Genomic DNA, 22548 nt, shown 5'->3' on the forward strand with positions numbered 1-22548 from the left:
GCAGCCGGCTTCCGCAAGGCCAGGATTTCCCGGTGCAGAAACCGCCGGGGAAAGACCCTGATAAAGCTCGAATACCGGGGCCAACAGGCCATTCTTTCTTGCCCCGAAGGAGGCGCATAACCATGTCAGAAGAAACCGCAACCACAAACGAAGTGTTGACGAGCACAGTGTCGGCGAACACAGAGTCGACAGGCACAGAGTCGACGAACACAGTGTCTACGAACGGTGTGTCCCGCCGCAATCTCCTGCGGCTCAGCGCGGCCGGGGGTGCAGGCGCCGCCGTCGTCGCCGCCCAGGGCTGGGCAGGTCCGCTGCTCGCGCAGAAGGGGCTCCTTTCGCCCGACGGCGCGTTCGCCGCTTCGTCCACTGCCCTCGGTGATCTGTTGTTCTACATCGAGGCTTTTCCCACGAGCCCGCTGATCCTGTCGCCGTTCACGGACCAGTTGCCCATTCCCAAGGCCCTGGCGCCCACGCCGGCCGTGGGCGACGCCTTCACCAAGGGCTACACCGAGTGGAGCGACCCGCCCGGCCCGGGGCAGGGCCAGCAGAGTTCCTTCAAGAATGAGCAGCACCAGATCTGGCCCTCCAAGCTGGGCTATCCGGACCCGCTCGTCTACAAGATCGACATCCTGCTGCGGCAGCACGCGTTCACCACCTCGCAGGTGCTGCCCATCGACGCGAAGGGCCGCCCGACGGTTTCCTTCGATGCGAACCGCAAGACCTACCCGGCCGGAACCAAGCGGACCCTCCCCATGAGCACCATCTACGGTTTCAACGGGACCTTCCCCGGCCCGATGATCAACGCCGAATACGGCAAGCCGGCGCTGGTGCGGTTCGAGAACCACCTGGATGAGAACCCGCTGAACCTGGACCGCCAGGACTTCGGTTCGCCCGACTGGTCCTTCCTGACCCACCTGCACAACGGCCACACGGCGCCGGAGAGCGACGGCAACCCGCACTACTCCATGACCAGCGGGCCCAAGTACGAGGGGTACCTGCCAAAGACCTTCTGCGACAACCTGTACCTGAACTGGCCCGCCGGCGGCGACGACCGGGAGAAGCAGAGCTTCTTCTGGTTCCACGACCACCGGATGGACCACACCGGCTCCAACGTCTACAAGGGCATGGTGGGCCTGTACCCGATCTATGACCCGAAGAACGGCATGGACATGGGCGACGAGCGCCAGGGACTGCGGCTGCCCGGTGTACGCAAGGACAACCCGGACGGATCCTTCGACGTGGACTACGACGTCCCGCTGGCCTTCTACGACACCCGTCTCGACGACGGCGTGACCATGCACAAGGACATCCACGACGTCCAAAAGGAGTTCCCGGCTGCCAAGAACCCGGCCAAGCACCCCGAGTGGTGGGGCAAGACCTTCTACAAGCACTTCCCCAACCACGGTTTCGTAGGCGATATCTTCACCGTGAACGGCACCGCCTACCCGGTCATGGAGGTAAAGCGCCGCAAGTACCGCTTCCGGTTCCTGGATGCGTCCATCGCCCGGATCTACGAGTTCAAGCTGATGAGCTCCACGAAGGGGCCGAAAACCTCGGTCTCGCTCGGCTACCAGGGCGACGAACTCGAGGGGCAGTACCGCATCCCGGATGGCCAGCAGTGCATGCAGTTCACCCAGATCGCGTCCGACGGCGGCCTGCTGCCGTTCCCGATCAAGCGCGATTCCTTCGAGCTGTGGCCGGCCAAGCGACGCGAAGTGGTGATCGACTTCACCAGGTACCAGGACGGCACCCCCACCACCAAGGGCGACGTCATCTACCTCACCGACGTGATGAAGATGCCCAACGGCCGGATGTGGAGCAATTCGTCCCGGTTCTCGCCCGACCCCGCCTACAAAGTTCCGCTGCTCAAGTTCGTGATCGGCGATGACGCTCCCGATGACAGCGTCATCCCGACCGGGATGATGCGGGAGCTCCCGCCGCTGCCGAGCAACTGGCAGACCATGCTGGACAACCGGCTGATCTTCGAGGTGGAGCGCGGCTCAGGCGGCGGCGAAACGGAGTGGCTCATCAACGGCAAGCCGTTCACCCCGAACACCGTTGCCACCAGCCTCAAGAACCGCGCAGGCCGCTCGCCGCTCGCCCAGCAGAAGAAGGGCAGCTACAACCTGTGGGAAATCCGCAACGGCGGCGGCGGATGGGTCCATCCGTTCCACCTGCACATGGAGGAACACCGGGTGGTCATGCGCAACGGCAGGGACGTCACCCGCGGCGGCGACAAGGGCCATCCCGATGATGTGTCCCGCGAGGACCTGGTGGCCCTGGATCCGGGCGAGTCGACCATCATCTACCGCGGCTTCCGTGACTTCGTGGGACCGTACGTGGCCCACTGCCACAACCTGGCGCATGAGGACCACGCCATGATGTTCGGCTGGGAAATCACGCCATGACAGCGGTGCCGGCCGGAATGGTCAGCGGGACCGGCGCCCAGGCGCCGGCCCGCCCCGCGGTCCCCTGGCTGACGGTCATCCCGTTTGCGGCGATGATGGCCTACGCCGACGGCTTCTGGGTGGTGTCGCTCAGGGGCGCCGTGGGAGCCATCGAACGCACGCAGGAGCCGTTTGTAAGCTGGCTCCGGGAGTCAACCGTGCTGCTTCCGCTGTTCATGCTGGCTGTCATCGCGGCCGTGACGCTGTCGATGCGGTGGTTCGGGCCCGTGCTGGCCGGCAGGAAGGCATTCTTCACCACGGCCCTGCTGGTTGCCGCGGCCGGCACCCTGGCCGGAGCCCTCACGCTGGCCGCCAGTGAAGCCTGGGACTACGCCCTCCAGCACAACCTGATGGGCGCGCTGCACCATGCGAACTCCGCACAGTCGGCGGAGCAGCTCGACCAGTCCTCGCTGGGACTCCAGCTGGCCGCTTTTGGCTATGGCACCGGCCTGCTGCTGATCACGAACCTCGTGGTGACCGGCTGGACGGTGGCGATCCGGGGCGGGCGGCTGGACGTCAGCCGCCGGGCGAAGGAGGCGCCGCCCGGGCGCATTGCCCGCCGTGCGCGGTCCGGCCGTTCCCTGGCCGGCGCCACGGACCTCAGGCTGACGCTGGCGGCGGTGGCACTGTTTGGCTGCGCCGCCATCCACCTCGCAGTCATACCGGACCACCTCAACCACTGGGTGGTGGCCAGCGCGTTCTTCCTCGCCCTGGCCATGGCGGAGGTGGCCGGCGGCGTCCTGCTGCTGGGGCGGCCCGGCCAGAGCGTCCTGGTTGCCGTGGCCGCGGCCTCCGTGGTTCCGCTGGGCCTGTGGCTGTGGTCCCGGACGGCGGGGCTGCCCTTCGGCCCCAACTCCGGCGTGCCCGAGCCCTTTGGCCTGGCCGATGTGGCCGCGTCCCTCCTCGAGCTCGGCACCCTGGTAATCGCCGTCGTCCTGCTCCGCGCCCGGCGCAAGGCTGACGGCGAACCGGAAGGGCGGACGACGGCGTCTGCCCACCTCCGTGCACTGGCCGTGGTGGGGGCAATCGCCATCGGATCCCTCGGCGTGGCCGGAGCCGTGCCCGGCTTGCTCGGCGACATGGATACCTCAGGGAACACCACCCACGGCACCACGCATTAGGAGAGCTTTCCGGTTCACTGCAAACCCGGCGACGGCGGGCCCCTGACGGGGTCCGCCGTCGCCGTTGTGACGAGAAATTGCGGTAACAAGCAATTTACATTCCCGAAACCTACGGCGGTTTCCGGAGTCCTATGTTGTGGGGACAAACGGCATTCTTCCGGGTCTCAAAATGCCACCACCGATTTCTTGAGTGGAGTTCGAAATGAACGCTGGAGATGTTGCCTGGATCCTCGCAAGTTCCGCACTGGTGTGCATGATGATTCCCGCCCTGGCCCTCTTCTACGGGGGCATGGTGGGATCGCGGCGGATCCTGAACATGATGATGATGTGCTTCGGCGGGGCCAGCCTCGTGGCCGTGCTGTGGGCATTGTTTGGATACTCGATGGCCTTTGGCAATTCCGTGAACGGCCTGGGCCTGATCGGGGACGTTACACAGTACGCAGGGCTCGAGCCGATGCTGAAGGATAATCCCGATGCCGCCCTGCCGGCGGCGCTGTTCGTGTCCTTCCAGCTGTTCTTCGCCTGCGTCACCACCGCCCTGGTTGCCGGTGCGGCCGCCGGGCGGATGAAGTTCGGCGCCTGGATGGTGTTCGCCGGCGTGTGGGCCACGCTGGTCTACTTCCCCATCGCGCACTGGGTCTTCGCGTTCAACTCCGCGGACGGCTCGGTGACGGGCGGCTGGATCGCCAACGGCATCAAGGCAATCGACTTCGCCGGCGGCACAGCCGTTCACATGAACGCCGGTGCCGCCGCCCTCGCCCTGGCGCTGGTCCTGGGCCGCAGCTCCGGCTGGCCGAAGATGGAACATTCCAAGCCCCACAGCCGCCCCCTGGTGCTGGTGGGCGCGGGCCTCTTGTGGGTGGGCTGGTTCGGGTTCAACGCGGGATCCGCGCTGGCCGCCGGCCACGCGGCGTCGGTGGTGTTCCTCAACACGGCCGTGGCGGCAGCCGCCGGCCTGCTCGCGTGGGCCGTCGTTGAACGGATCCGGCACGGGGCCACCACCAGCATGGGCGCGGCTTCGGGGCTGGTCTCCGCGCTCGTGGCCATCACGCCCGCCTGCGGTGCGGTCAGCCCGCTGGGCGCCGTGGCCATCGGCGCCATCGCCGGTGCGGTCTGCTCGCTGGCGATCGAATGGAAGTTCCGCCTCGGCTTCGACGACTCCCTCGACGTGGTGGGCGTGCACTTGGTGGGCGGCATCATCGGCACGCTCCTGATCGGCATCTTCGCCACGAGCAGCGCGCCCAACGGCGTCAGCGGCCTGCTGTACGGCGGCGGGCTGCGTCAACTGGGTATCCAGTCCATCGCGACCGTGGCCGTGCTGGCCTATTCCTTCGGCCTGACCTGGGTGATCGCCAAGGTGGTGGACATGGCCATGGGCCTGCGCATCCACGAGGAGGACGAACTGCGCGGCATCGACATCGCCGCGCACTCCGAGTTCGCGTACCTGACCGACGAGGACCCCGTAAACCTGGGCGCCTCCCCCAGGTCCTAGGCCGGGTCCCCTGCCAGGACGGCCAGGTCCTTCGTGAACGCCAGCGGCCCGATGGTCTCGGGGTCGGCGGCGAGGTCGAACTGAGCCGTGTAGCCGGTGTTCAGGTACAGGTACTTGGCCTCCGGCTGGCGGGGGCCCGTGGTGAGGTAGACGCTGCGGTACCCGCGCTCCGCGGCCAGCCGCTCCAATTCCTCGAGCACCCGCCGGGCCAACCCCCGCCGCCGGTGCGCCGAGTGCGTCCAGATCCGCTTGAACTCGGCGGTTTCCGCGTCGTAGCGGCGGTAGGCTCCGCCGGCCACGGACTCGTCGTTCACCTGGATGATCAGCAGGGCGCCGCCCGGCGCCTCGAATTCCTCGGCCGGGTACCTGTTCAGTTCCTCCGCGGCCGCGCCCCGGCCGAACAGGTCGCCGTAGCGGGTGTCGTACTCGACGGCGAGCTCGTCCAGGAGCGGCCGGACCCGGGGGTCGTGCATGGGCAGTTCGAGGACGGTGAGGGTGGAGGGGGTTGCTTCGAGTTGCATCTTTCAGGCCTTTCCAACGGCGGCAGCGGTGCGGGGCCGGCCGGCGCCGGACACAGCTTCAAGTATTTTCCGGGCCAGGGCGTCGTTCTCCCGGAACGGCGCCGCGTTGGTTCCGGGCCGGGCAAACGCGCCCGCTCCCCAGCCCGAGGTCCCGGGGCCGATGCCGAACAGGCGACTCCGGGTGCCGCCACTGCGGCCCACGATCCGGTGGCCGGAGGTGATCAGGAGCCGGCCGGTGGAGTGGCCGCCGTCGGCCGTCAGCAGGTGCTGCTCAGCGCCCAGGCCCGTGCCGTGCAGCGAGCGGAGCAGCGGGTTGGCGGAACGGGCCACGGCGGGGCCGGGGAGCCGGGCCTCGATCAAGGCCTTCGTCCGCAGGCTCACCGGTGAATGCGCGGACGTCGCCACGAACTCGCCGGTGGCGTCGTCGGCCGCAACCGCAAGTCCCGGTCCCAGGAAGTTGAGCAGCCCGGCGCGGTGGACGGCCAGCATTTCGCGTAGCCGGCGCGGCGGCGGGCCGGAATCCACGAAGCTGAAGAACCCGTGCCACCAGCCGTGCACTTCCTCCTGCGAGCGCGCGTTCAGGCGTTCGGGCGGGACGATCCTGCCCAGCTCCATGTACACCTTCAGCAGGGCCATGAACAGGGCCAGCGTTTCCGGGTGGTCCGGTCCCGTCCGCAGTTCGAGGTCATGCTCGATGTAGCCGGCCACTGCTTCCTGGACGTCAGCATGACCCTCAAAGAGTTGGCCGCCGAACGGCTTGTCGAGCTGTTCGAGGTCCAGGTGCAGCCCGGGATCCGGAACGGCCGCGGCGACGAGCTCGCGGCGGGCGCTGCTGTACCAGTCCAGGGCGGCAAACTTTCCTGCAAACTCGTCCCAGCCCAGCGCCACCCGCTCCGGGCTGCCGGTGAACAGCTCCCGGTAGTAGCCGAAGCCGGCGTCCTTGGCGATCAGGGGCCAGAGGTGGCTGCGGAAATCGAGTTCGGCGTGCGCCGCCAGGAGCGCGCCCACCGCATCCGCGGTGAAGAACAGGGGTGCCCCCGCCGGCTCACCGCGCAGGGCCACGGAGATCTTGGAGTGGAACGGCACGCCGCGGCGTGACCCGGCCCAGAGCCTGGGCTCGGCCCCGGACGGGAGGTAGCGCAGCCCGCCGTCGGCCGTCTCTTCAAAACGGCCGCCGCGGCCTTCGGTGAGCAGCACCAGCAGGTCAACGAAGGCCAGGCCCATGCCGGAGACAATGACGTCCTGGCCCGGGGCGAGAGGGGAATAGTCGACGTCGGTGGTGTAGCTGGGTGCCGCGTGGAACCCGCCGTTCCGCGCCGCGAACCCGGTCCAGGCGGCCGAGCGGGCCTCCGGCTCCGCGTCAGTGTGCCCCAGGGCGGTAATCACGACGTCGGCCTGCAGCGTGCCGCCGCCGGCCAGCCGCACGCTGTACCCGCCGTCGTCGCCCTGTTGTTCGCCGCTTAGGGGTTCGACGCTGAGTGGTTCGACGCTGAGTGGTTCGACGCTGACCGCGGTGTCGCGGTGGACGGTGACGCGGACGTCGCTGCCCAGGGCGCGGACGGCGCGGCGGAAGAACCACTCGAGGTACTTACTCTGGAGCTGCCGCGTAGCAAAGGAACTGCCCGTCAGCGAGCGCAGCTGCTCCTGCAGGTGCGGCGGGATGGCGGGCACGTCGGTGATGGAACCATCCCGGACGCCGGCAGCCCACGCGGCAAGTCCCGGCCCGTCGATGGGAGGCCCCTCGCACAGCACCGAGGCGTCGGTGAACATCGTGACATCCGCCGCGGTGGAATTCATCATGAGGCCCGGCTCCTGGTCAAAGCGCCAGATCCTGCCGGAGCCGGGTTCGTACGGCTCCACGATGTGGATGTGCACCGGGCCGTCCGCGAGACCGGGCCTGTTGGCAGCGAGCCGTTCGAGGATTCCGGCCGTGCGCGGGCCACCGCCGATGAAGACCACGGATGGGTGCTGCGCTGGCATCGGATACTCCTGGTGAGAAAGGGCGGGTTGAAAAGGGCTTGGAGCCCTCAATCTAGGGTCTGGACAAACCGCCGGTCGAGGGCCCTGTCACGGCCGTTCACCCCGCGTAACGGAGCGTAAATGAGAGCAAGAAATCGTCTTGTGACGCCCCGCTAAGCCGCGTGAACGAATGCAACAGACGGCTTTGCCGGACCTTCCGGGCGCACCTAGATTTGCAGCCAACTACCCCCGAAATACCAACCGGAAGAAGCGAGATGGCGCATGAGTTCAGCAGCTACCAGGACGTCCCAGTCCCCCACTGAGGCACCGGCCGAGAACCCGGCCCCGGAAACGCAGGCCGCCCCGGAGAACCCGGCTGCCGCTGACATTCAGACCGCGGCAGTGCCAGCCGGCCCGGCCGAGCTGCGTGCCGCCGTCGACTACGCCGACTACCGCCTGGTTCCCGCCCGCCGCCCGTGGCGCTGGGTGGGCACCGTGCTGGTGGCACTCGGCGTGGCCGCCATCGTGTGGTCCCTGGCCACGAACCCGCGCTGGGAATGGGGCGTGGTGGCCCAGTGGTTCACCGCCAAATCCGTGGTGAACGGCCTGGTGGAGACCCTCAAGCTCACCGCCATCTCCGGGGCGCTCGGCTTCATCCTGGGCTTCGTCCTCGCCCTCATGCGCCTGTCCGCCTCACCGCTGCTGGTCTCCGTGTCCTGGACGTTCTCGTGGATCTTCCGGTCCACGCCGCTGCTGGTGCAGATGCTCCTCTGGTACAACCTGGGCTACCTCTACGAAAAGATCAGCTTAGGGCTCCCGTTCACGGACATCCGCTTCTTCGAGGCGCAGACCACCACCCTGATCAGCCAGTTCGCGGCCGCCGTGCTGGGCCTGACGCTGAACCAGGCCGCCTACTCCGCCGAGATCATCCGCGGCGGCATCCTGTCCGTGGACCAGGGCCAGCTCGAGGCAGCGGCCGCCCTGGGCATTCCCGCCTGGCGCAGGTCCACCCGGATCGTGCTGCCCCAGGCCATGCGCGCCATCCTGCCCACGGCCTTCAACGAGATCATCGGCCTGGTCAAGGGCACCTCGATCGTCTACGTCCTGGCCTACTCGGAGCTCTTCTACACCGTCCAGGTCATCTACAACCGCACCCAGCAGGTCCTGCCGCTGCTGCTCGTGGCCACGCTCTGGTACGTGGTGATCACCTCCGTGCTCAGCGTGTTCCAGTACTACATCGAACGCCACTACTCCAAGGGAGCCGTGCGCACCCTGCCCCTCACGCCGCTGCAGAAGGCGCGGAAGTTCTTCGCCACCCACGCCCCGGTCAACACCACCGGAAGGAAATGATTCCGATGAGCACAACTCTTGAGGCGCCCGCCGCCACCCGCGGGCTGGTGGAAATCACCAAGGTCCGGAAGTCCTTTGGACCCACCGAAGTCCTGAAGGGCGTTTCCCTGACGGTGGAGCCCGGCGGCGTGGCCGTCATCGTCGGCCCGTCGGGTTCCGGAAAGTCCACCCTGCTGCGGACCATCAACCACCTGGAAAAAGTGGATGCCGGTTTCATCGCCATCGACGGCCAGCTGGTGGGCTACCGGGTCAAGGGCAACAAGCTGCACGAACTGCCCGAGAAGGACATCCTGAAGCAGCGCACCGAAATCGGCATGGTGTTCCAGAACTTCAACCTGTTCCCGCACCTCACGGCGCTGGAGAACGTGACCGAGGCGCCCGTCGTCGCGCAGGGAAAGTCACCGGCGGAGGCCCGCGCTCGCGCCCTGGAACTACTGGACCGGGTGGGCCTGCGCGACCGCGCCGGCGCCTACCCCCGCCAGCTCTCCGGCGGCCAGCAGCAGCGCGTCGCCATCGCCCGGGCGCTGGCACTGGACCCGAAGATCCTGCTCTTCGACGAGCCCACCTCGGCCCTTGACCCCGAACTGGTCAACGAGGTACTGGACGTCATCCGCGAACTGGCCAAGTCCGGCACCACCCTGATCATCGTCACCCACGAGATGGGCTTCGCCCGCGACGTGGCGGACACCGTGGTGTTCATGGACCAGGGCCAGATCGTCGAACAAGGCAAACCCCAGGACATTTTCACCAACCCGCAGGAAGAACGCACCCGGAGTTTCTTCTCCAAGGTGATCGAGCCCGCCTTCAATATCTAAGGAAAACCGCATGTCTCGCTTCTCCCGGCGGCAGCTGCCCGCCGTCGTTCTTCTCGGTACGCTGCTCAGCTCCGCGGCCCTGTCCGCCTGCTCCGATCCCGGCGCCGCCGCCTCCGGCGGTTCAGCCGGCGCCGCATCAGGTGCGGCGACGACGGCGGCCCGGAACGGCGTCGTCTACAACACCTCACCGGACCAGCAGCGGATCCGCGCCGAAAAGGACGCCGCGCTGGCCGCCAAGGTGCCGGCGCTGATCGGCAAGGACGGCAAGCTGACGGTGGCCACCACAGCCGGCTCCATCCCGCTGTCCTTCCACGCCACGGACGACAAGACGCCCATCGGCTCCGAGCTTGATATCGCCCAGCTGGTGGCGGACAAGCTGGGCCTGGAGCTCGACATCCAGGTCACCTCCTGGGAGAACTGGCCCCTGAAAACCCAGTCCGGCGACTTCGAGGCCGTGTTCTCCAACGTGGGCATCAACAAGGACCGGGTGAAGCTGTTCGACTTCGCCAGCTACCGCGCCGCCTTCATGGGCTTCGAGTCGAAAAAGTCCTCGTCCTACGACATCAAAGGTGCGGACGACATCTCCGGCCTGACGATCTCCGTGGGCTCGGGCACCAACCAGGAGAAGATCCTGCTGGCCTGGAACAAGGAGCTCGAGGCCAAGGGCAAGGAACCCGCCAGCCTCCAGTACTACTCCTCCGACGCCGACACCATCCTGGCGCTGTCCTCCGGCCGGACCGACCTGAACATCGCGCCCTACCCCTCAACGGTCTACCGGGAAAACACCCGCGACGACCTCAAGATCGTCGGCAAGGTCAACGCAGGCTGGCCGTCGGAGACCCTGGTGGCCGCCACCACGCTCAAGGGCAACGGCCTGGCTCCGGTGATCACGGAGGCGCTGAACTCCGCCATCAAGGACGGCTCGTACACCAAGGTCCTGGACCGCTGGGGACTGTCCGAGGAAGCCCTGCCGGAGTCCAAGACCGTGACCGAGGCCAACTTCGCATCTACCCAGACTGATTCGAAGCAGACGGGGGCCTCAAAGTGAAGTTCCAGGTCCTGGACATCATTCCGCACCTGAAGAACCCGGTCACCGGGGAAATCGTCTCCACGGCCGACCGGCTCAACCAGGTGGTGCAGACCGCCCGGCGCGCCGAGGAGCTCGGCTACGACAGCTTCTCCGTGGGTGAGCGGCACGCCGGCGAGTTCATCTCCTCCTCCCCCACCACCGTGCTCGCCGCCATCGCGGCGGTCACCTCCCGGATCCGGCTGCAGAGCGGTGTCACCGTCCTGTCCGTGCTGGACCCGGTGCGCGTGGCCGAGGACTACGCCACGATCGACCAGCTCAGCCGCGGGCGCCTGGAGCTCGTGATCGGCAAGGGCAACGAGGTGCTGCAGTACCCGCTCTTCGGGCTGGACCTGGCGGACCAGTGGGACCTTCTCGGGGAGAAGTACGCCCTGCTGCGCCGGCTCTGGCGCGAGGAGGAGGTGACGTGGTCCGGCCGCTTCCGTCCGGAGCTCACGGAGCCGACCACCACCACTCCGCGTCCCTACGCAGGCTCGCCACGGATTTGGCACGGGTCTGCTACAACCCTGACGTCGGCGGCGTTGGCTGCGCGCTGGGGCGATCCGCTGTTCACCGCGAACGCCATCCAGCCCCGGGAAAACTACAAGGTGCTCATCGACCACTATGTGGCGGAGTACGAGCGGCACGGCCACGATCCGCGGCACCGCTACCTGGGCTCGGGCAGCGGCGCCGGCGGCGTGTTCATTGCGGACACCACGCAGGAGGCCAAGCGCCACTTCGGCCCGGTGTACGAGGGCCTCACGGCTGCGCGCAACGTCCCGGGCAACAACTCGCCGTTCCGGGACATCGACCACGCGGTGGCGGAGGGCCCCGCGCTCGTCGGCAGCCCGGAACAGGTGATCGACAAGATCCTCAGCTACCACGAGCTGTACGGGCACGATCTGCAGTCCATCTCCCTGCCCACCACCCTCCCCTTCGAGCAGCAGCTGGAGATTCTGGAGAGGTTCGCGCTCGAGGTCATCCCGGCCGTGCGCGCGTCAGCCCCCACCACGCTCTGGGAGTCCGCGGATCCCTTTGGCGGCCGTCCCGGTTTTGCCGGCGCCACCGAACCGGACCCCGCCTCCGCCGTCACCACCGACCACGACAACCACAGGAGCGATCATGCCCACGTCTACGCGCACTGAGACTAGCGCCGCCTTCGCCGCCGAATGGGAGCAGTGGCACTCCGCTCATGAGCGCCGCCGCGCCGATCCCCACGGCTTCCTCGCCGTCACCCACCTGCACTGGCTGGGTGCGGAACCTTCCCGGTTCGACGGCGTTCCGGGGACCTGGAGCGTGCAGGACGACGCCGTCACTGTCGTTCTGGAGGCCGGCGAAAGCCTGCAGCAGGACGGCCGGGAGCTGAACTCTGGTACTGACGCCGCCGTCGTCTTCGATCCCATCGCAGAGCGTGAGGGTATCAACCTCACGGCGGGTCCCGCCGTCGTCGAACTCGCCAAGCGCGGCGGGGAATACATCGTGCGCCCCCGGCACCCGGAGAACCCGCTGCTCAACGGGTACCGCGGAACGCCGGCCTACGCGCCGGACCCGCGCTTCGCCGTCGAGGGCGTGTACGTGCCGTTCGATTCGCCCCGGCCCACTACCGTGGGGGCCGCGGTGGAGGGCATCGTCCACGTGTACGAAGCACCCGGCGAGATCCGGTTCGCGCTGGACGGCCAGGACCTCACGCTCACCGCCTTCAACGGCCACACGCCGGGCACCCTGTCCGTACTGTTCACGGATGCAACGTCCGGCAAGACCACCTACGCGGCGAACCGTTCGCTCACAGTGGCCGCACCGGACGCGGACGGCCGCGTGGTCCTGGACTTCAACCGCGCCGTGAACCTGCCGTGCGCCTACACCGACCTCGCCACCTGCCCGCTGCCCCCGGCCGAAAACCGCCTGGCCGTCGCCATCGAAGCGGGCGAACAGAACCCCCACGAAAGGCAGGCCGGACAGTGAGCACTGCAGCCAAAGGTTTTCTCGCCGTCGAACTGGACGGCGACGGAGCGCACCCCGCCGCGTGGCGCAAGGCCCGGCACACTCCCGCCGAGCTGCTCGACGGCACCCGCGTCCGCGCCACGGTGCTGGCCGCCGAATCGGCCGGGTTCCACGTGGCCACGTTCGCGGACGGCGCCCTCACCCCTGCGGCCGACTCGGCGGACGGCCGCGATGTCCCGGGCCGGCTGAACGCCCTGCAGCGCGCAGCCTTTGCCGGGCCCGTCACGGGCTCCATCGTGCTCGTCCCCGAGGTGGACACGGTGTACACCGAGCCGTTCCACATCTCCACGCAGCTGGCCAGCCTGGACTACGTATCCGGCGGCCGCGCCGGGTGGCTGGTGGCGGCGTCGAACCGGGTGGCGGATGCCGCCGCCGTCGGACGATCCGTTGTCCCGGCTGACGATCTGGGCCGGGAAGCCGCCGATTCGATCGAGGTCGGCCGCCGGCTCTGGGACTCCTGGGAGGACGACGCCGTGATCCGCGACGTCGCCACCGGCCGGTACATCGACGTCGACAAGCTGCACTACATCGATTTTGAAAGCAGCGCCGATTCTGAAGGCGGGAGCGGATACTCCATCAAGGGGCCCTCCATCATTCCCCGTCCGCTGCAGGGCCAGCTGCCGGTCCTCGCACCGGCCGGGCTGCTGGACGCGGACCAGCTGTCCGCCGGGGCGGCGGACGCCATACTCGTCTCTGCCCCCACGCCTGAGCTGCTGGCCGGCGAGATCGCCGAGGCCCGCGCCGCCGCTCCCGCGGCTGCCGTTATCGCCGAGCTCGACGTCGTCCTTGACGCCCGTGGGCAAAGCGCCGCCGGGCGCCTCGCCGAACTGGATGCACACACGCCGTGGCAGAGCGGCCGGGCCCGTTTCGCCGGCACCGCAGCGGAGCTCACCGAACTGCTGGCCTCCATTCTGGAGACTGCCGACGGCGTACGCCTCCACCCCGCCGTCCTGGACGTGGACCTGGAGGAGCTGGCCCAGCTGGTGCTTCCGGCCCTCCGGCGCCGTGGCGTGCTGGCACCGCAGCAGCCGGGTTGCACCTTCCGGGACCTGCTGGGCCTGCAGCGCCCGTCCAGCCGGTATGCCGCCGTATCCGCGCCTTCCGCGGCCGATCACTAGGGAGAGACCCATGACAGACACAAACATCGGCAACGGCTTCGTGCCCTCCGGCCAGCTGCAGCTGGGCATCTTCTTCCAGGGCGTGAACTCGGGCACGGTCTGGAAGTCGCCGGAATCCGGTTCGCAGACGGACTTCGAGTCCTTCCGCCGCATAGCCCAGACCGCGGAACGGGGCCTGTTCGCCGCGTTCTTCCTCGGTGAGGGGCTGCGCCTCCGCGAGCACCTCGGCCGCCCGCACGCACTGGACGTCGTCGGCCGGCCGGACGCGCAGACCATGCTGGCCGCATTGGCTTCCGTCACCACCCGCATCGGCCTGGTGGCCACGCAGAACACCACGTACAACGACCCCGCTGATCTGGCGCACCGCCTGTCCAGCCTGGACCTGCTCTCCGGTGGCCGTGCGGCCTGGAACGTGGTCACCACGGACAACGCCTGGACCGGCGCGAACTTCCGCCGCGGCGGTTACCTGGACCACGCCGACCGGTACGTCCACGCCGAAGCGTTCGTCAACACGGCCAAGCGGATCTGGGACTCCTGGGAGGCCGGCGCCATCGCCGAAACCCCTGCCGCCCCCGCCTGGGCCGCCCCCGGTTCGGCCCGGCCCGTGCACCACGAGGGCAAGCACTACACGGTGGACTACGTGCCCCGGCTGCCGCGCAGCGCCCAGTACCGGCCGGTGCTGTTCCAGGCCGGCGACTCGCCGGAGGGCCGCGACTTCGCTGCCCGGCAGGCCGACGTCATCTTCTCCGCGCACCCGAAGCTCGACGACGCGCTGGACTTCCGCCGCAATATCGTCGAGCGCACGGTCAAGGCCGGCCGCGGCGCGAACGACGTCAAGATCATGCCCGCAAGCGAGTTCATCCTCGCCGCCACCCCGCAGGAGGCGCTCGAGAAGAAGCGCTGGGTGCGGAGCCTGCAGATCGGGCCCGAGCAGGCCATCGCCTACCTCGAACAGTTCTGGGGCCGCGAGCTCCAGGGCTTCGATCCGGACGGCCCGCTGCCGGACATCGACCCCGTGGTGGAGGAGACCTCCGAGACCCGGGGCAGCGGTTTCCACGGCGCCAAGGCGAAGCAGCTGGCGGACCAGTGGCGTGCCGAGGCCAAGGACAAGGGCCTCAGCATCCGGCAGTTCGTGTCCGCCCGGACCAGCCGGGGCGACTCCAGCTTCACTGGCTCCTACACCGAGGTGGCGGACCGGCTGGCGGAGTATGCGCGCACCGGCGCGGTGGACGGCTTCAACATCTCCCCGTGGCTGATCCCCACCGGCCTGGACGACATCGTCAACCACCTCGTCCCGGCACTGCAGGAGCGCGGTGTCTATCCGACGGAGTACGCCGGAAACACGCTGCGCGAAAACCTCGGACTGGCAACCCCGGCCCGGCAGGCTGACTCCCGGCAGGACACTGCCGCCAGGAACACTGTCGGGGACACCGCCGTCGGGCTGGAAGTCTAGGCACGTGGGCGGCACCCCGGGCGGCGAAGACCGCGACGCTCCAGTGGGCGGAGCGGAAGTTGCTGAAACGGACCGCCGGGGGAGGGGCAACCGCGGGCCGGACAACGTCCAGTCAGACACGATCCGGCTTCAGCTGACCGTCCGGGAGCTGCTCCTCTGATCCCAATCGACTGCTCCGCAGATGCCCTTTTCACCCTCCAAAACGGCACCTGCGGAGCAATCGATGGGAGGGGGGGCCCCGTAAACGTCAGGTGGCCAGCAGCAGCGGTTCGCCCTGGCCTTCCTCCGCCCAGGCAAGCTCGGCCCCGTCAGGAGCGACGGCGGTTTTCAACGTCAAGGTCACCCGTTCAATTTACCCGGGGACGGCCACACGCAGGATTGGACCGGCGTCACCCCACCGTCTAGCGTGAGTCCTATGTCGGCAGCCGATGCTTCAGCGAAGTCCAGCAGCAATCCCCTGCTCGTCCTGGGGAAAATCACGTCGATCCTGGATGCCTTCTCCCTTTCCCAGCCGGTGCTCTCGCTGAGCGACATCCGGGAGTACACCGGAATGCCCACTTCAACGGTTCAGCGGCTGGTCACCAACCTCACCTCCCAGGGCTTCCTGGACCGGGAGGAGGACGCGTACCGCATCGGGATGCGGATGGCGTACTGGGCAGCTCCGGCCACGCGGGGCATGGAAGTCATCGACATTCTCAGCCCCCTCCTGAAGACCCTGCGGGACACCACCGGTGAGACAGCCTGCTTCTTCAAGGCGGAGCAGCATTACCGCGTGTGCGTGGCCATGGCGGACACCCGGCATGCGCTGCGCCGGGAGATGCACCTCGGCAAGGTGCTGCCGCTCTACGCCGGTTCGGCCGGCCGCGTCCTGCTCGCGTGGGATCCCGAGCTCATGGATGCGGTCCTGAAGGATCCCTTGGAGCCGATCACCGAGTCCACGATCACCAGCTCCGAAGACCTGGAAAGCGTGGTGAAGCAAACCCGGACGGACGGGTTCGCCATCACGGTGGGCGAGCGGGAGGACGGTGCCTCCGGGCTTTCCGCCCCCGTCTTTGACTCCGCGGCAGGGCTGGTGGGCGCTGTGACCATCAGCGGTCCGACGCTGCGGATGCCCCTGGAGACCTGCGAAGCCTGGGTGGAGCCGCTGCTTGCAACCGCCGAGCACATGACCCGGCTGATCGGCGGCCGGTTCCCCGGCGAGGCCTAGCACTCACGGAAAGCCAGCGCCCCGCCGGAAACCCCGCCCGGAAAACTTCAGGACCCGGAATACCCGGCCACCGACTTGCCCGCCGCGTACATGGCGCCGGCGTCGGAGGCCACAAGGATCTCCCCGAAGTTCCGGGCGTACGCACCAACGTCCCCGGCAACGGACCCCACAATGGCCACCACCGGAATGTTCCGCCCCGACCGCTGGACCCTGGCCAGGATGGCCGAGATGATCTTTCCCTCCCCGGTCTGCGAATCGAGCCTGCCCTCGCCGACCACCACGGCGTCGGCGTCTTCCAGGTGACGGTCGAACTGCACGGCGTCCAGGACGGCGTCCGCCCCCGAGACCAGCTCCGCGCCGAAGTGGGCCCACAATCCGCCGGACAGGCCGCCGGCCGCCCCCGTCCGCGGCACATCGATCGGGTTGCGGGGATACGCACCCGCCAGTTGCGCCAGCCGCTGCTCCAGCAGCCCGATCTCGGCGGGACCGGCACCTTTTTGCGGCCCGAAAATCCGCGGCGCGTCCAGGAACGTGCTGGTGACGTCGGACAGGACGGTGATCCGGGCACCCCGTAGGCCGCCGCCGTCGATGATGGCCTGGACGGCGCCGGCTCCCCCGTCGGTGGTGGCGGACCCGCCTGCCGCCACCATGATGTGGGTGGCGCCGGCGTCCACCGCCGCAGCAACCATCATGCCCGTGCCGTACGTGCTGGCCGACACCGCATCCCGCGGGCGGCTGCTCGGCACGGTCAGGCCGCTGGCCTGGGCAAGCTCGACGACGGCGGTTCCGTCCGCTGACAGCCCGATGGCCGCCGCGAGCGGCTCACCCCAGGGGTTCTGCGCGGCGACGGAAACAGCCGTGGCCTGCAGGCTGCGGCACAGCGCATCGAACGTTCCCTCGCCGCCGTCGGCGACCGGCAGTTCTGCCGCCGTCCCGCCGGCGGCACGGATGCCGGCGGCGATGGCGGCCGCCACTTCGGCCGCCGCGTACGTCCCCTTGAAGCTGTCAGGAGCGACCAGGACGGTCATGCGCCGGTGAGGGTGTTGACGGCCGGGGTGCTCATGGTCAGGGCGTTGACGGCGTGCGGCGGGGTGCGTCCCTCGGCGATGGCGACGGCGTTCAGCGCGCTGAGGCGGGCCATCTCGCTGCGGACCGGGACGGTGGCGCTGCCCACGTGCGGCAGCAGCACCGTGTTTGGCAGTTCGGCGAGCCCGGGTGCGAGCCGCGGCTCGTCCTCGAACACGTCCAGCCCGGCGCCGGCGATGACGCGGTCCCGGAGCGCGTCGACCAGCGCGGCCTCGTCCACCACCGGTCCGCGGGCGGTGTTGATCAGGATGGCATCGGGCTTCATGCGCTCCAGCACCTCCCGGTCCACCAAATGCCGGGTCTGGCCATTGAGCGGCACGTGCAGGGACAGGAAGTCGCTGCGTTCCACGAGTTCGCCCCAGGAGACCTGCCGCACCTTTCCCGCGAATTCACCCAGCTCCCCGTCGCTGACGTGCCGGTGCCCCGGCGGCCGCGGCGCGAAAAGGATTTCCATCCCGAAGCCCAGGGCACGGCGCGCGGTGGCGCGGGCGATCCGGCCGAACCCGGCCAGGCCCAGCACCGCCCCGGAGACGTCCCGGCCCAGCAGCAGCTCGGGTTCCCAGCCGTGGAAGTTGCCGTCGCGGACCAGCCGGTCCGCTTCCACCACGCGGCGGGCGGTGCCGAGGATGAGCAGCATGGCGATGTCCGCCGTCGCGTCCGTCAGCACCCCGGGGGTGTTGCCCACCATGATGCCGTGCCGGGTGGCGGCGTCAACGTCGATGTTGTTGTACCCGACGGCGTAGTTGGACACGCCTTTCAGGCGCGCCTTCGCGAGCAGCGGGGCGTCGACGACGTCGCGCAGCTGGGTGAGGACGACGTCGTACTCCCCCGATGCGCAGAGCGCCGCCAGCGTTTCGTAGTCGGGAGGGGACGGCAGCACGGTGACGTGGCCGGCGTCGGACAGCAGCTGCATCCCTGGATCCGGGATTGGGGTGGTGACGAGGAATCTGCTGCCCATCGCTACTTGCCTCCCGGAGTGCCGGGTGCGGGGGTGCTGACTAAAGGGGTGCAGGCAGCCGCGGGACTGTCCGAGGGGATGACCCAATCGAACGCTTCCGCCTTGGACCTGGCGCCCTGCGCCGCCTTGGAGCGGTTGGGCTCGCCCAGTTCGGCGAGCAGCTTCTCGGAGAGGACAACGATGTCCGCGAAGGTTTCCGGGGTCACCCAGCCGGGCCGGGTGGCGAACAGGATGTCCTCGCTGGAGGTGTTGCCGCTGGCGCCCGGGGCGAAGGGGCAGCCGCCCAGGCCGCCGAGCGCACCGTCCACCATGGCGGCACCGGCCTGGATCGCGGCCAGGGTGTTGGCCACCCCCAGGCCCCAGGTGTCGTGGCCGTGGTACACGATCCGCCGTGACGGGGACTCCGCCCGGACGCGCTCAATGAGGCCGGACACCTGGGCGGGGACGGCCTGGCCCAGGGTGTCGCAGAGGACGATGTCCGTGGTCCCCTCCGCGCGCGGGTCGTTGGCGATCGCCAGGATGCGCTCTTCGGGGACATATCCTTCGAACGGGCAGGTGAAGGACGTCGCGATGCACAGCTGGATCTGCCCGTTGACCCCCTGCGCGTACTCCACTGCCTGGGGCAGCGCGGCGAGGCTCTCGTCGGTGGTGCGGCCGATGTTCGCCTTGTTGTGCGAGTCCGACGCCGAGAGGCAGTACTGGAAGTTGCGCGCTCCGGCGGCCGCGGCCTTGGCCACGTGGCCGGGTGTAGCCACCCAGATCCAGCACTTTTCCAGCTCTTCGGGCGTGAGGTTCCGGACCACGTCCAGGGTGTTGGCCATGGTGGGTACGAGGTCCGGGCGGGCCATGGAGCCCAACTCTATGGCCGGTACGCCCAGGCGGAGCAGCTCCCGGACGGTCTCCACCTTCCGCTCGGTGGACAGGACTTTCCCTGTGAGCTGCAGCCCGTCCCGCAGGGTGACGTCCCGCAGGATGGTGTTGCCCAGGGTAGCTGCGAGATTGGGGGTCGAGGCGAGGCTGGGGGCTGACGTGTGGTGCTGGTTCATGCTTGGAGTGCCTCCTCGCGGCCGGTTGCCGCACTGATCTCTGCCGGGTCCATGCCGAGGAGCCCGGAGAGGATTTCTGCCGTGTTTTCGCCCAGGTCCGGGCCGAGGTTCCGGATGGGGAGCGATTCGCTGCCGATCACCGGAACAATACCCGGGAACCCGACGTCCGGCAGGATCTCCTCGCCGGTGGAGACGTCGAATTTCTGCACCATGTTGCGGGCCGCGTACTGGCTGTCGGTGCTGATGTCCGCCGCCGTGTAGATGGGCCCCGCCGGGACACCGGCTGCGTCGAGGGCGGCCAGGGCGTCGGCGGCGTCCAGTTGCGCGGTCCAGGCGCCGATGGCCTGGTCGAGTTCCTCGCGGCGGTCCCACCGGCCGGCATTGCTCTGCAGCGCGGAATCTTCGGCCAGGTCGGGGCGTCCGATGGTCTGCATGTAGCGCTGGTAGATGGAGTCGCCGTTGCCGGCCACCACGATGCTGGCCCCGTCCCTGCAGATGTAGGCGTTGGAGGGGGCGATCCCTTCCATCCGGCCGCCCACGCGCTGCCGGTCCACGCCGTAGGCCTGGTAGTCGGGGATCAGGGATTCCATCATGGAGAACATCGCCTCGTTCAGCGCGACGTCGATGATCCGCTCGGTGAGCGGCACAGCGTCAGCCGCGTCCCGGCGTCGTGCTTCCCTTTGGTAGAGGCTCATCATGGAGCCGAACGCGGCGTACAGTCCCGCGATCGAATCCCCGATGGAGACGCCGACCCGTACGGGCGGGCGGTCGGGGTCGCCGACGAGGTTCCGGAACCCGCCGTACGCTTCGGCGACGGCGGCAAAGCCCGGGCGCTCGGACAGCGGGCCGGTCTGGCCGAAGGCGGAGATGCGCGTGATGATCAGTTCCGGGTTGGCTTCATTGAGCACCTCCGGGCCGAGGCCCCATCTTTCCAGCGTGCCCGGGCGGAAGTTTTCCAGCAGGATGTCCGACTTCGCAGCGAGCTTCAGGACCGCCTGTTTGCCGGCCTCGGTCCGCAGGTCCAGGACGACGGACTTCTTGTTGCGGTTGATGGTCCGGTACAGCATGGAGGTGTCGCCCTTGTGCAGGCGCCAGTTGCGCAGCTCGTCGCCGGTTCCCGGCCGTTCCACCTTGATGACCTCGGCGCCGAAGTCGGCGAGGAGCCTCCCGGCTGTCGGTGCGGCGATGTAGTTTCCGAGTTCCAGGACGCGGATGCCTTCCAGGGGCGCGATGCGTGGTGGTGTCATGGTGTCTTCTTCTTTCGTGGGCGTACGCCGGAAACGCGTGGGTTCCCAGGTTCGATTAGAACAGCAGGCTCATGGGCAGGATGAGGAGGATTGCGACGACGGAGGCCACCGATACGCCGACGGTCACCGATTTCAGGGCGCCCCGCACGCTCTGGCCCAGGAGCGACTGCAGGAGCCAGAAGGTGTTGCTAGTGACGTGGACCATGAACAGGGATCCCGCGCCGGCCGACAGTGCCAGGAGGACGGGGTCCAGTCCGATGACCGGCGCGATCGGGGCGAGCAGGCCCGCTGCGGTGATGGCGGACAGGGTGACGGAGCCGACGGCGATGTGCAGCACCGCGGCGATGGCCCAGACCACGAGGAGCGGGGCGACGGTGCTGGCGGAGAAGAAGCCGCCGAGGATGTCTCCGAGGCCGGCTGCCTTCACTGTCGCGGCGAGCGAGCCGCCTACGCCCGTGAGGATCAGGATCTGACCGCTTTCCTTGAAACCGACCGCGATGGCTTCCTCGACCTTTTTCTGCCCGATCGCGGAGCGGGTGACGAGGCAGGTGCCGATCAGGCCGATGAGCAGTGCGATGACCGGTTCGCCGAGGAGCTGCAGCCAGGGCAGGTCGATCTTCAGGATCTGCAGGATGGCACCCGCTCCGATGAGGAGCAGTGCGGTCAGCAGCGGGGCGAAGAGCAGGATCAGCGGCGCCTGCTTCTCTTCGCGTTCGGCCACGGCAACGGCCGCACCGGCCTTCCGGGCGCCGGGTCCGTCGCTTCCGGGTGTGCGTCCGCCATGTGCCGCAGAAGCGGAAGCCGCGGCGCCGCCGTCGTACTCTTCCTCTTCGCCCTCCCGGTCTTCTTCGGCGACGAAGGTGTGGTCCTCATCCTTGGCCTCGTTCCAGAAACCCCGGCGGAAGAGGAAGGTCATGATGGCGATGGCGATGATGATTGTGGGGATGACCAGCAGCAGGCCGAACAGCAGCATTTTGCCGAGCGGCACGTTGAGGAGGCCTGCCAGGGCAAGGGAGGCGACGCCGGGGACCGTGAAGACGATGCCGCATTCGAGGGCGATGGCCATGGCGGTAGCCATGCGCGCCGTGCCGAGTTTGCCGATTTTGGGTGCCAGCTTGCGGGCGAGCGGGGCGGAGATGACCAGCAGCACGTCCAGGAAGATGGACTGCAGCACCGTTCCGATGGCCAGGCCCATGGTGTAGGGCAGGCGCTTGGGGCCGAACGTGTTCAGCAGGTGCTCCACGAGCCGCCGGATGGCTCCGCTCTGGTTGAGGATGGAGCCCATGAGGACGCCAAAGGCGATGAGCAGGCCGACGTCCATCATGATGTCGCCGAAGCCGGCGGTGATGGTTTTGACAGTTTTTTCGACGCCGAGGCCGACGGCGAGGCCGAGGTACACGGAGCTGAGCACCAGCGCAATGATGGGGTTGACTCTGAAACGGACAATCAGCAGCACGGCGGCGAGCACCGCGATGGCTGTGTTGATCAGGACAGCGATGTCTGACATGAGGGGAAATCCGATCGTTGGGCCTTCCGCACTGAAGGCTTGGGAGCAGGGTCGGTCGTGAGGAGCGACACATTCGCTATTCTCATATTATGGGTTTGAGCTCACAATGCAAGACGTTTCGGGCAACAAAAAGCGCGAACGTACAGTTGTGGCC

19 protein-coding genes are annotated in these 22548 nt (G+C 68.3%); 12 read left to right on the plus strand and 7 right to left on the minus strand.

Annotated features, from left to right (window positions below; translation table 11 throughout):
- Positions 1-212 precede the first annotated feature (212 nt).
- The 3 genes from ACFQ50_RS12910 to ACFQ50_RS12920 all read left to right on the plus strand — a co-directional run bounded on the left by ACFQ50_RS12910 (position 213) and on the right by ACFQ50_RS12920 (position 5060).
- Positions 213-2408: a multicopper oxidase family protein gene (locus ACFQ50_RS12910; protein ID WP_377995940.1), complete on the plus strand. Its 2196-nt coding sequence runs from the start codon at positions 213-215 to the stop codon at positions 2406-2408.
- Positions 2405-3568 carry a hypothetical protein gene (locus tag ACFQ50_RS12915; RefSeq protein ID WP_377995941.1) on the plus strand — a complete coding sequence of 388 codons (1164 nt, stop codon included), beginning with the start codon at positions 2405-2407 and terminating at the stop codon, positions 3566-3568. The genes ACFQ50_RS12910 and ACFQ50_RS12915 overlap by 4 nt, the downstream gene beginning before the upstream one ends.
- Positions 3569-3770: 202 nt before the next feature.
- Positions 3771-5060, plus strand: a complete 1290-nt coding sequence (locus ACFQ50_RS12920) for an ammonium transporter (protein WP_377995942.1) — start codon at positions 3771-3773, stop codon at positions 5058-5060.
- On the opposite strand, the gene ACFQ50_RS12925 is transcribed toward ACFQ50_RS12920, so the two are convergent.
- Together ACFQ50_RS12925 and ACFQ50_RS12930 are read right to left on the minus strand one after the other, a co-directional pair.
- A complete protein-coding gene (locus ACFQ50_RS12925; protein ID WP_377995943.1) occupies positions 5057-5581 on the minus strand; it encodes a GNAT family N-acetyltransferase in 525 nt (174 codons plus the stop codon). The genes ACFQ50_RS12920 and ACFQ50_RS12925 overlap by 4 nt on opposite strands.
- A 3-nt stretch (positions 5582-5584) precedes the next feature.
- On the minus strand, positions 5585-7561 hold the full coding sequence (locus tag ACFQ50_RS12930; protein WP_377995944.1) for an FAD/NAD(P)-binding protein: 1977 nt from the start codon (positions 7559-7561) through the stop codon (positions 5585-5587).
- A 261-nt stretch (positions 7562-7822) separates the two neighbouring features.
- Here ACFQ50_RS12930 and ACFQ50_RS12935 point away from each other — a divergent pair, with 261 nt between their 5' ends.
- The 9 genes from ACFQ50_RS12935 (at position 7823) to ACFQ50_RS12975 (ending at position 16550) form a co-directional block, all read left to right on the plus strand.
- Entirely contained in the window at positions 7823-8890 is a 1068-nt protein-coding gene (locus tag ACFQ50_RS12935; protein WP_377995945.1) for an ABC transporter permease subunit, read from the plus strand.
- A 5-nt stretch (positions 8891-8895) separates the two neighbouring features.
- A complete protein-coding gene (locus ACFQ50_RS12940; protein WP_377995946.1) occupies positions 8896-9705 on the plus strand; it encodes an amino acid ABC transporter ATP-binding protein in 810 nt (269 codons plus the stop codon).
- 10 nt (positions 9706-9715) lie between these two features.
- Entirely contained in the window at positions 9716-10753 is a 1038-nt protein-coding gene (locus ACFQ50_RS12945; RefSeq protein ID WP_377995947.1) for an ABC transporter substrate-binding protein, read from the plus strand.
- Positions 10750-11916 carry an LLM class flavin-dependent oxidoreductase gene (locus ACFQ50_RS12950; RefSeq protein ID WP_377995948.1) on the plus strand — a complete coding sequence of 389 codons (1167 nt, stop codon included), beginning with the start codon at positions 10750-10752 and terminating at the stop codon, positions 11914-11916. Before ACFQ50_RS12945 ends, ACFQ50_RS12950 begins: the two co-directional genes overlap by 4 nt.
- The gene (locus tag ACFQ50_RS12955; protein ID WP_377995949.1) at positions 11894-12733 is read left to right on the plus strand and encodes a DUF1684 domain-containing protein; all 840 of its coding nucleotides are present in this window, start codon (positions 11894-11896) and stop codon (positions 12731-12733) included. The genes ACFQ50_RS12950 and ACFQ50_RS12955 overlap by 23 nt, the downstream gene beginning before the upstream one ends.
- A complete protein-coding gene (locus ACFQ50_RS12960) occupies positions 12730-13890 on the plus strand; it encodes an LLM class flavin-dependent oxidoreductase (protein ID WP_377995950.1) in 1161 nt (386 codons plus the stop codon). The genes ACFQ50_RS12955 and ACFQ50_RS12960 overlap by 4 nt, the downstream gene beginning before the upstream one ends.
- 10 nt (positions 13891-13900) lie before the next feature.
- Positions 13901-15343, plus strand: a complete 1443-nt coding sequence (locus ACFQ50_RS12965) for an NtaA/DmoA family FMN-dependent monooxygenase (protein ID WP_377995951.1) — start codon at positions 13901-13903, stop codon at positions 15341-15343.
- A gap of 4 nt (positions 15344-15347) precedes the next feature.
- Positions 15348-15503 carry a hypothetical protein gene (locus tag ACFQ50_RS12970; protein ID WP_377995952.1) on the plus strand — a complete coding sequence of 52 codons (156 nt, stop codon included), beginning with the start codon at positions 15348-15350 and terminating at the stop codon, positions 15501-15503.
- Between the two features lie 255 nt (positions 15504-15758).
- Complete coding sequence (locus ACFQ50_RS12975; protein WP_377995953.1) at positions 15759-16550, plus strand: IclR family transcriptional regulator; 792 nt, start codon at positions 15759-15761, stop codon at positions 16548-16550.
- A gap of 47 nt (positions 16551-16597) precedes the next feature.
- On the opposite strand, the gene ACFQ50_RS12980 is transcribed toward ACFQ50_RS12975, so the two are convergent.
- The 5 genes from ACFQ50_RS12980 to ACFQ50_RS13000 are packed head-to-tail and all read right to left on the minus strand — an operon-like array spanning position 16598 to position 22394.
- Positions 16598-17578, minus strand: coding sequence for a glycerate kinase (locus ACFQ50_RS12980; RefSeq protein WP_377995954.1), 981 nt, complete (start codon positions 17576-17578; stop codon positions 16598-16600).
- Positions 17575-18594 carry a 2-hydroxyacid dehydrogenase gene (locus tag ACFQ50_RS12985; protein ID WP_377995955.1) on the minus strand — a complete coding sequence of 340 codons (1020 nt, stop codon included), beginning with the start codon at positions 18592-18594 and terminating at the stop codon, positions 17575-17577. Before ACFQ50_RS12985 ends, ACFQ50_RS12980 begins: the two co-directional genes overlap by 4 nt.
- 2 nt (positions 18595-18596) lie before the next feature.
- Positions 18597-19640, minus strand: a complete 1044-nt coding sequence (locus tag ACFQ50_RS12990; RefSeq protein WP_377995956.1) for a hydroxymethylglutaryl-CoA lyase — start codon at positions 19638-19640, stop codon at positions 18597-18599.
- Entirely contained in the window at positions 19637-20887 is a 1251-nt protein-coding gene (locus ACFQ50_RS12995) for a CaiB/BaiF CoA transferase family protein (protein WP_377995957.1), read from the minus strand. Before ACFQ50_RS12995 ends, ACFQ50_RS12990 begins: the two co-directional genes overlap by 4 nt.
- A gap of 55 nt (positions 20888-20942) precedes the next feature.
- Positions 20943-22394 carry a GntP family permease gene (locus ACFQ50_RS13000; protein WP_377995958.1) on the minus strand — a complete coding sequence of 484 codons (1452 nt, stop codon included), beginning with the start codon at positions 22392-22394 and terminating at the stop codon, positions 20943-20945.
- Positions 22395-22548: the final 154 nt, after the last annotated feature.

Origin of the sequence: Arthrobacter sp. NPDC056493, assembly GCF_042795115.1 — a bacterium.
Classification (GTDB): Bacteria; Actinomycetota; Actinomycetes; order Actinomycetales; family Micrococcaceae; genus Arthrobacter.

Bases quoted from the DNA above. Each gene is read 5' to 3' on its own strand.
- ACFQ50_RS12915 (WP_377995941.1), top strand. From the start codon at position 2,405: ATGACAGCGGTGCCGGCCGGAATGGTCAGCGGGACCGGCGCCCAGGCG.
- ACFQ50_RS12920 (WP_377995942.1), top strand. From the start codon at position 3,771: ATGAACGCTGGAGATGTTGCCTGGATCCTCGCAAGTTCCGCACTGGTG.
- ACFQ50_RS12925 (WP_377995943.1), bottom strand. From the start codon at position 5,581: ATGCAACTCGAAGCAACCCCCTCCACCCTCACCGTCCTCGAACTGCCC.
- ACFQ50_RS12930 (WP_377995944.1), bottom strand. From the start codon at position 7,561: ATGCCAGCGCAGCACCCATCCGTGGTCTTCATCGGCGGTGGCCCGCGC.
- ACFQ50_RS12935 (WP_377995945.1), top strand. From the start codon at position 7,823: ATGAGTTCAGCAGCTACCAGGACGTCCCAGTCCCCCACTGAGGCACCG.
- ACFQ50_RS12940 (WP_377995946.1), top strand. From the start codon at position 8,896: ATGAGCACAACTCTTGAGGCGCCCGCCGCCACCCGCGGGCTGGTGGAA.
- ACFQ50_RS12945 (WP_377995947.1), top strand. From the start codon at position 9,716: ATGTCTCGCTTCTCCCGGCGGCAGCTGCCCGCCGTCGTTCTTCTCGGT.
- ACFQ50_RS12955 (WP_377995949.1), top strand. From the start codon at position 11,894: ATGCCCACGTCTACGCGCACTGAGACTAGCGCCGCCTTCGCCGCCGAA.
- ACFQ50_RS12965 (WP_377995951.1), top strand. From the start codon at position 13,901: ATGACAGACACAAACATCGGCAACGGCTTCGTGCCCTCCGGCCAGCTG.
- ACFQ50_RS12975 (WP_377995953.1), top strand. From the start codon at position 15,759: ATGTCGGCAGCCGATGCTTCAGCGAAGTCCAGCAGCAATCCCCTGCTC.
- ACFQ50_RS12980 (WP_377995954.1), bottom strand. From the start codon at position 17,578: ATGACCGTCCTGGTCGCTCCTGACAGCTTCAAGGGGACGTACGCGGCG.
- ACFQ50_RS12985 (WP_377995955.1), bottom strand. From the start codon at position 18,594: ATGGGCAGCAGATTCCTCGTCACCACCCCAATCCCGGATCCAGGGATG.
- ACFQ50_RS12990 (WP_377995956.1), bottom strand. From the start codon at position 19,640: ATGAACCAGCACCACACGTCAGCCCCCAGCCTCGCCTCGACCCCCAAT.
- ACFQ50_RS12995 (WP_377995957.1), bottom strand. From the start codon at position 20,887: ATGACACCACCACGCATCGCGCCCCTGGAAGGCATCCGCGTCCTGGAA.
- ACFQ50_RS13000 (WP_377995958.1), bottom strand. From the start codon at position 22,394: ATGTCAGACATCGCTGTCCTGATCAACACAGCCATCGCGGTGCTCGCC.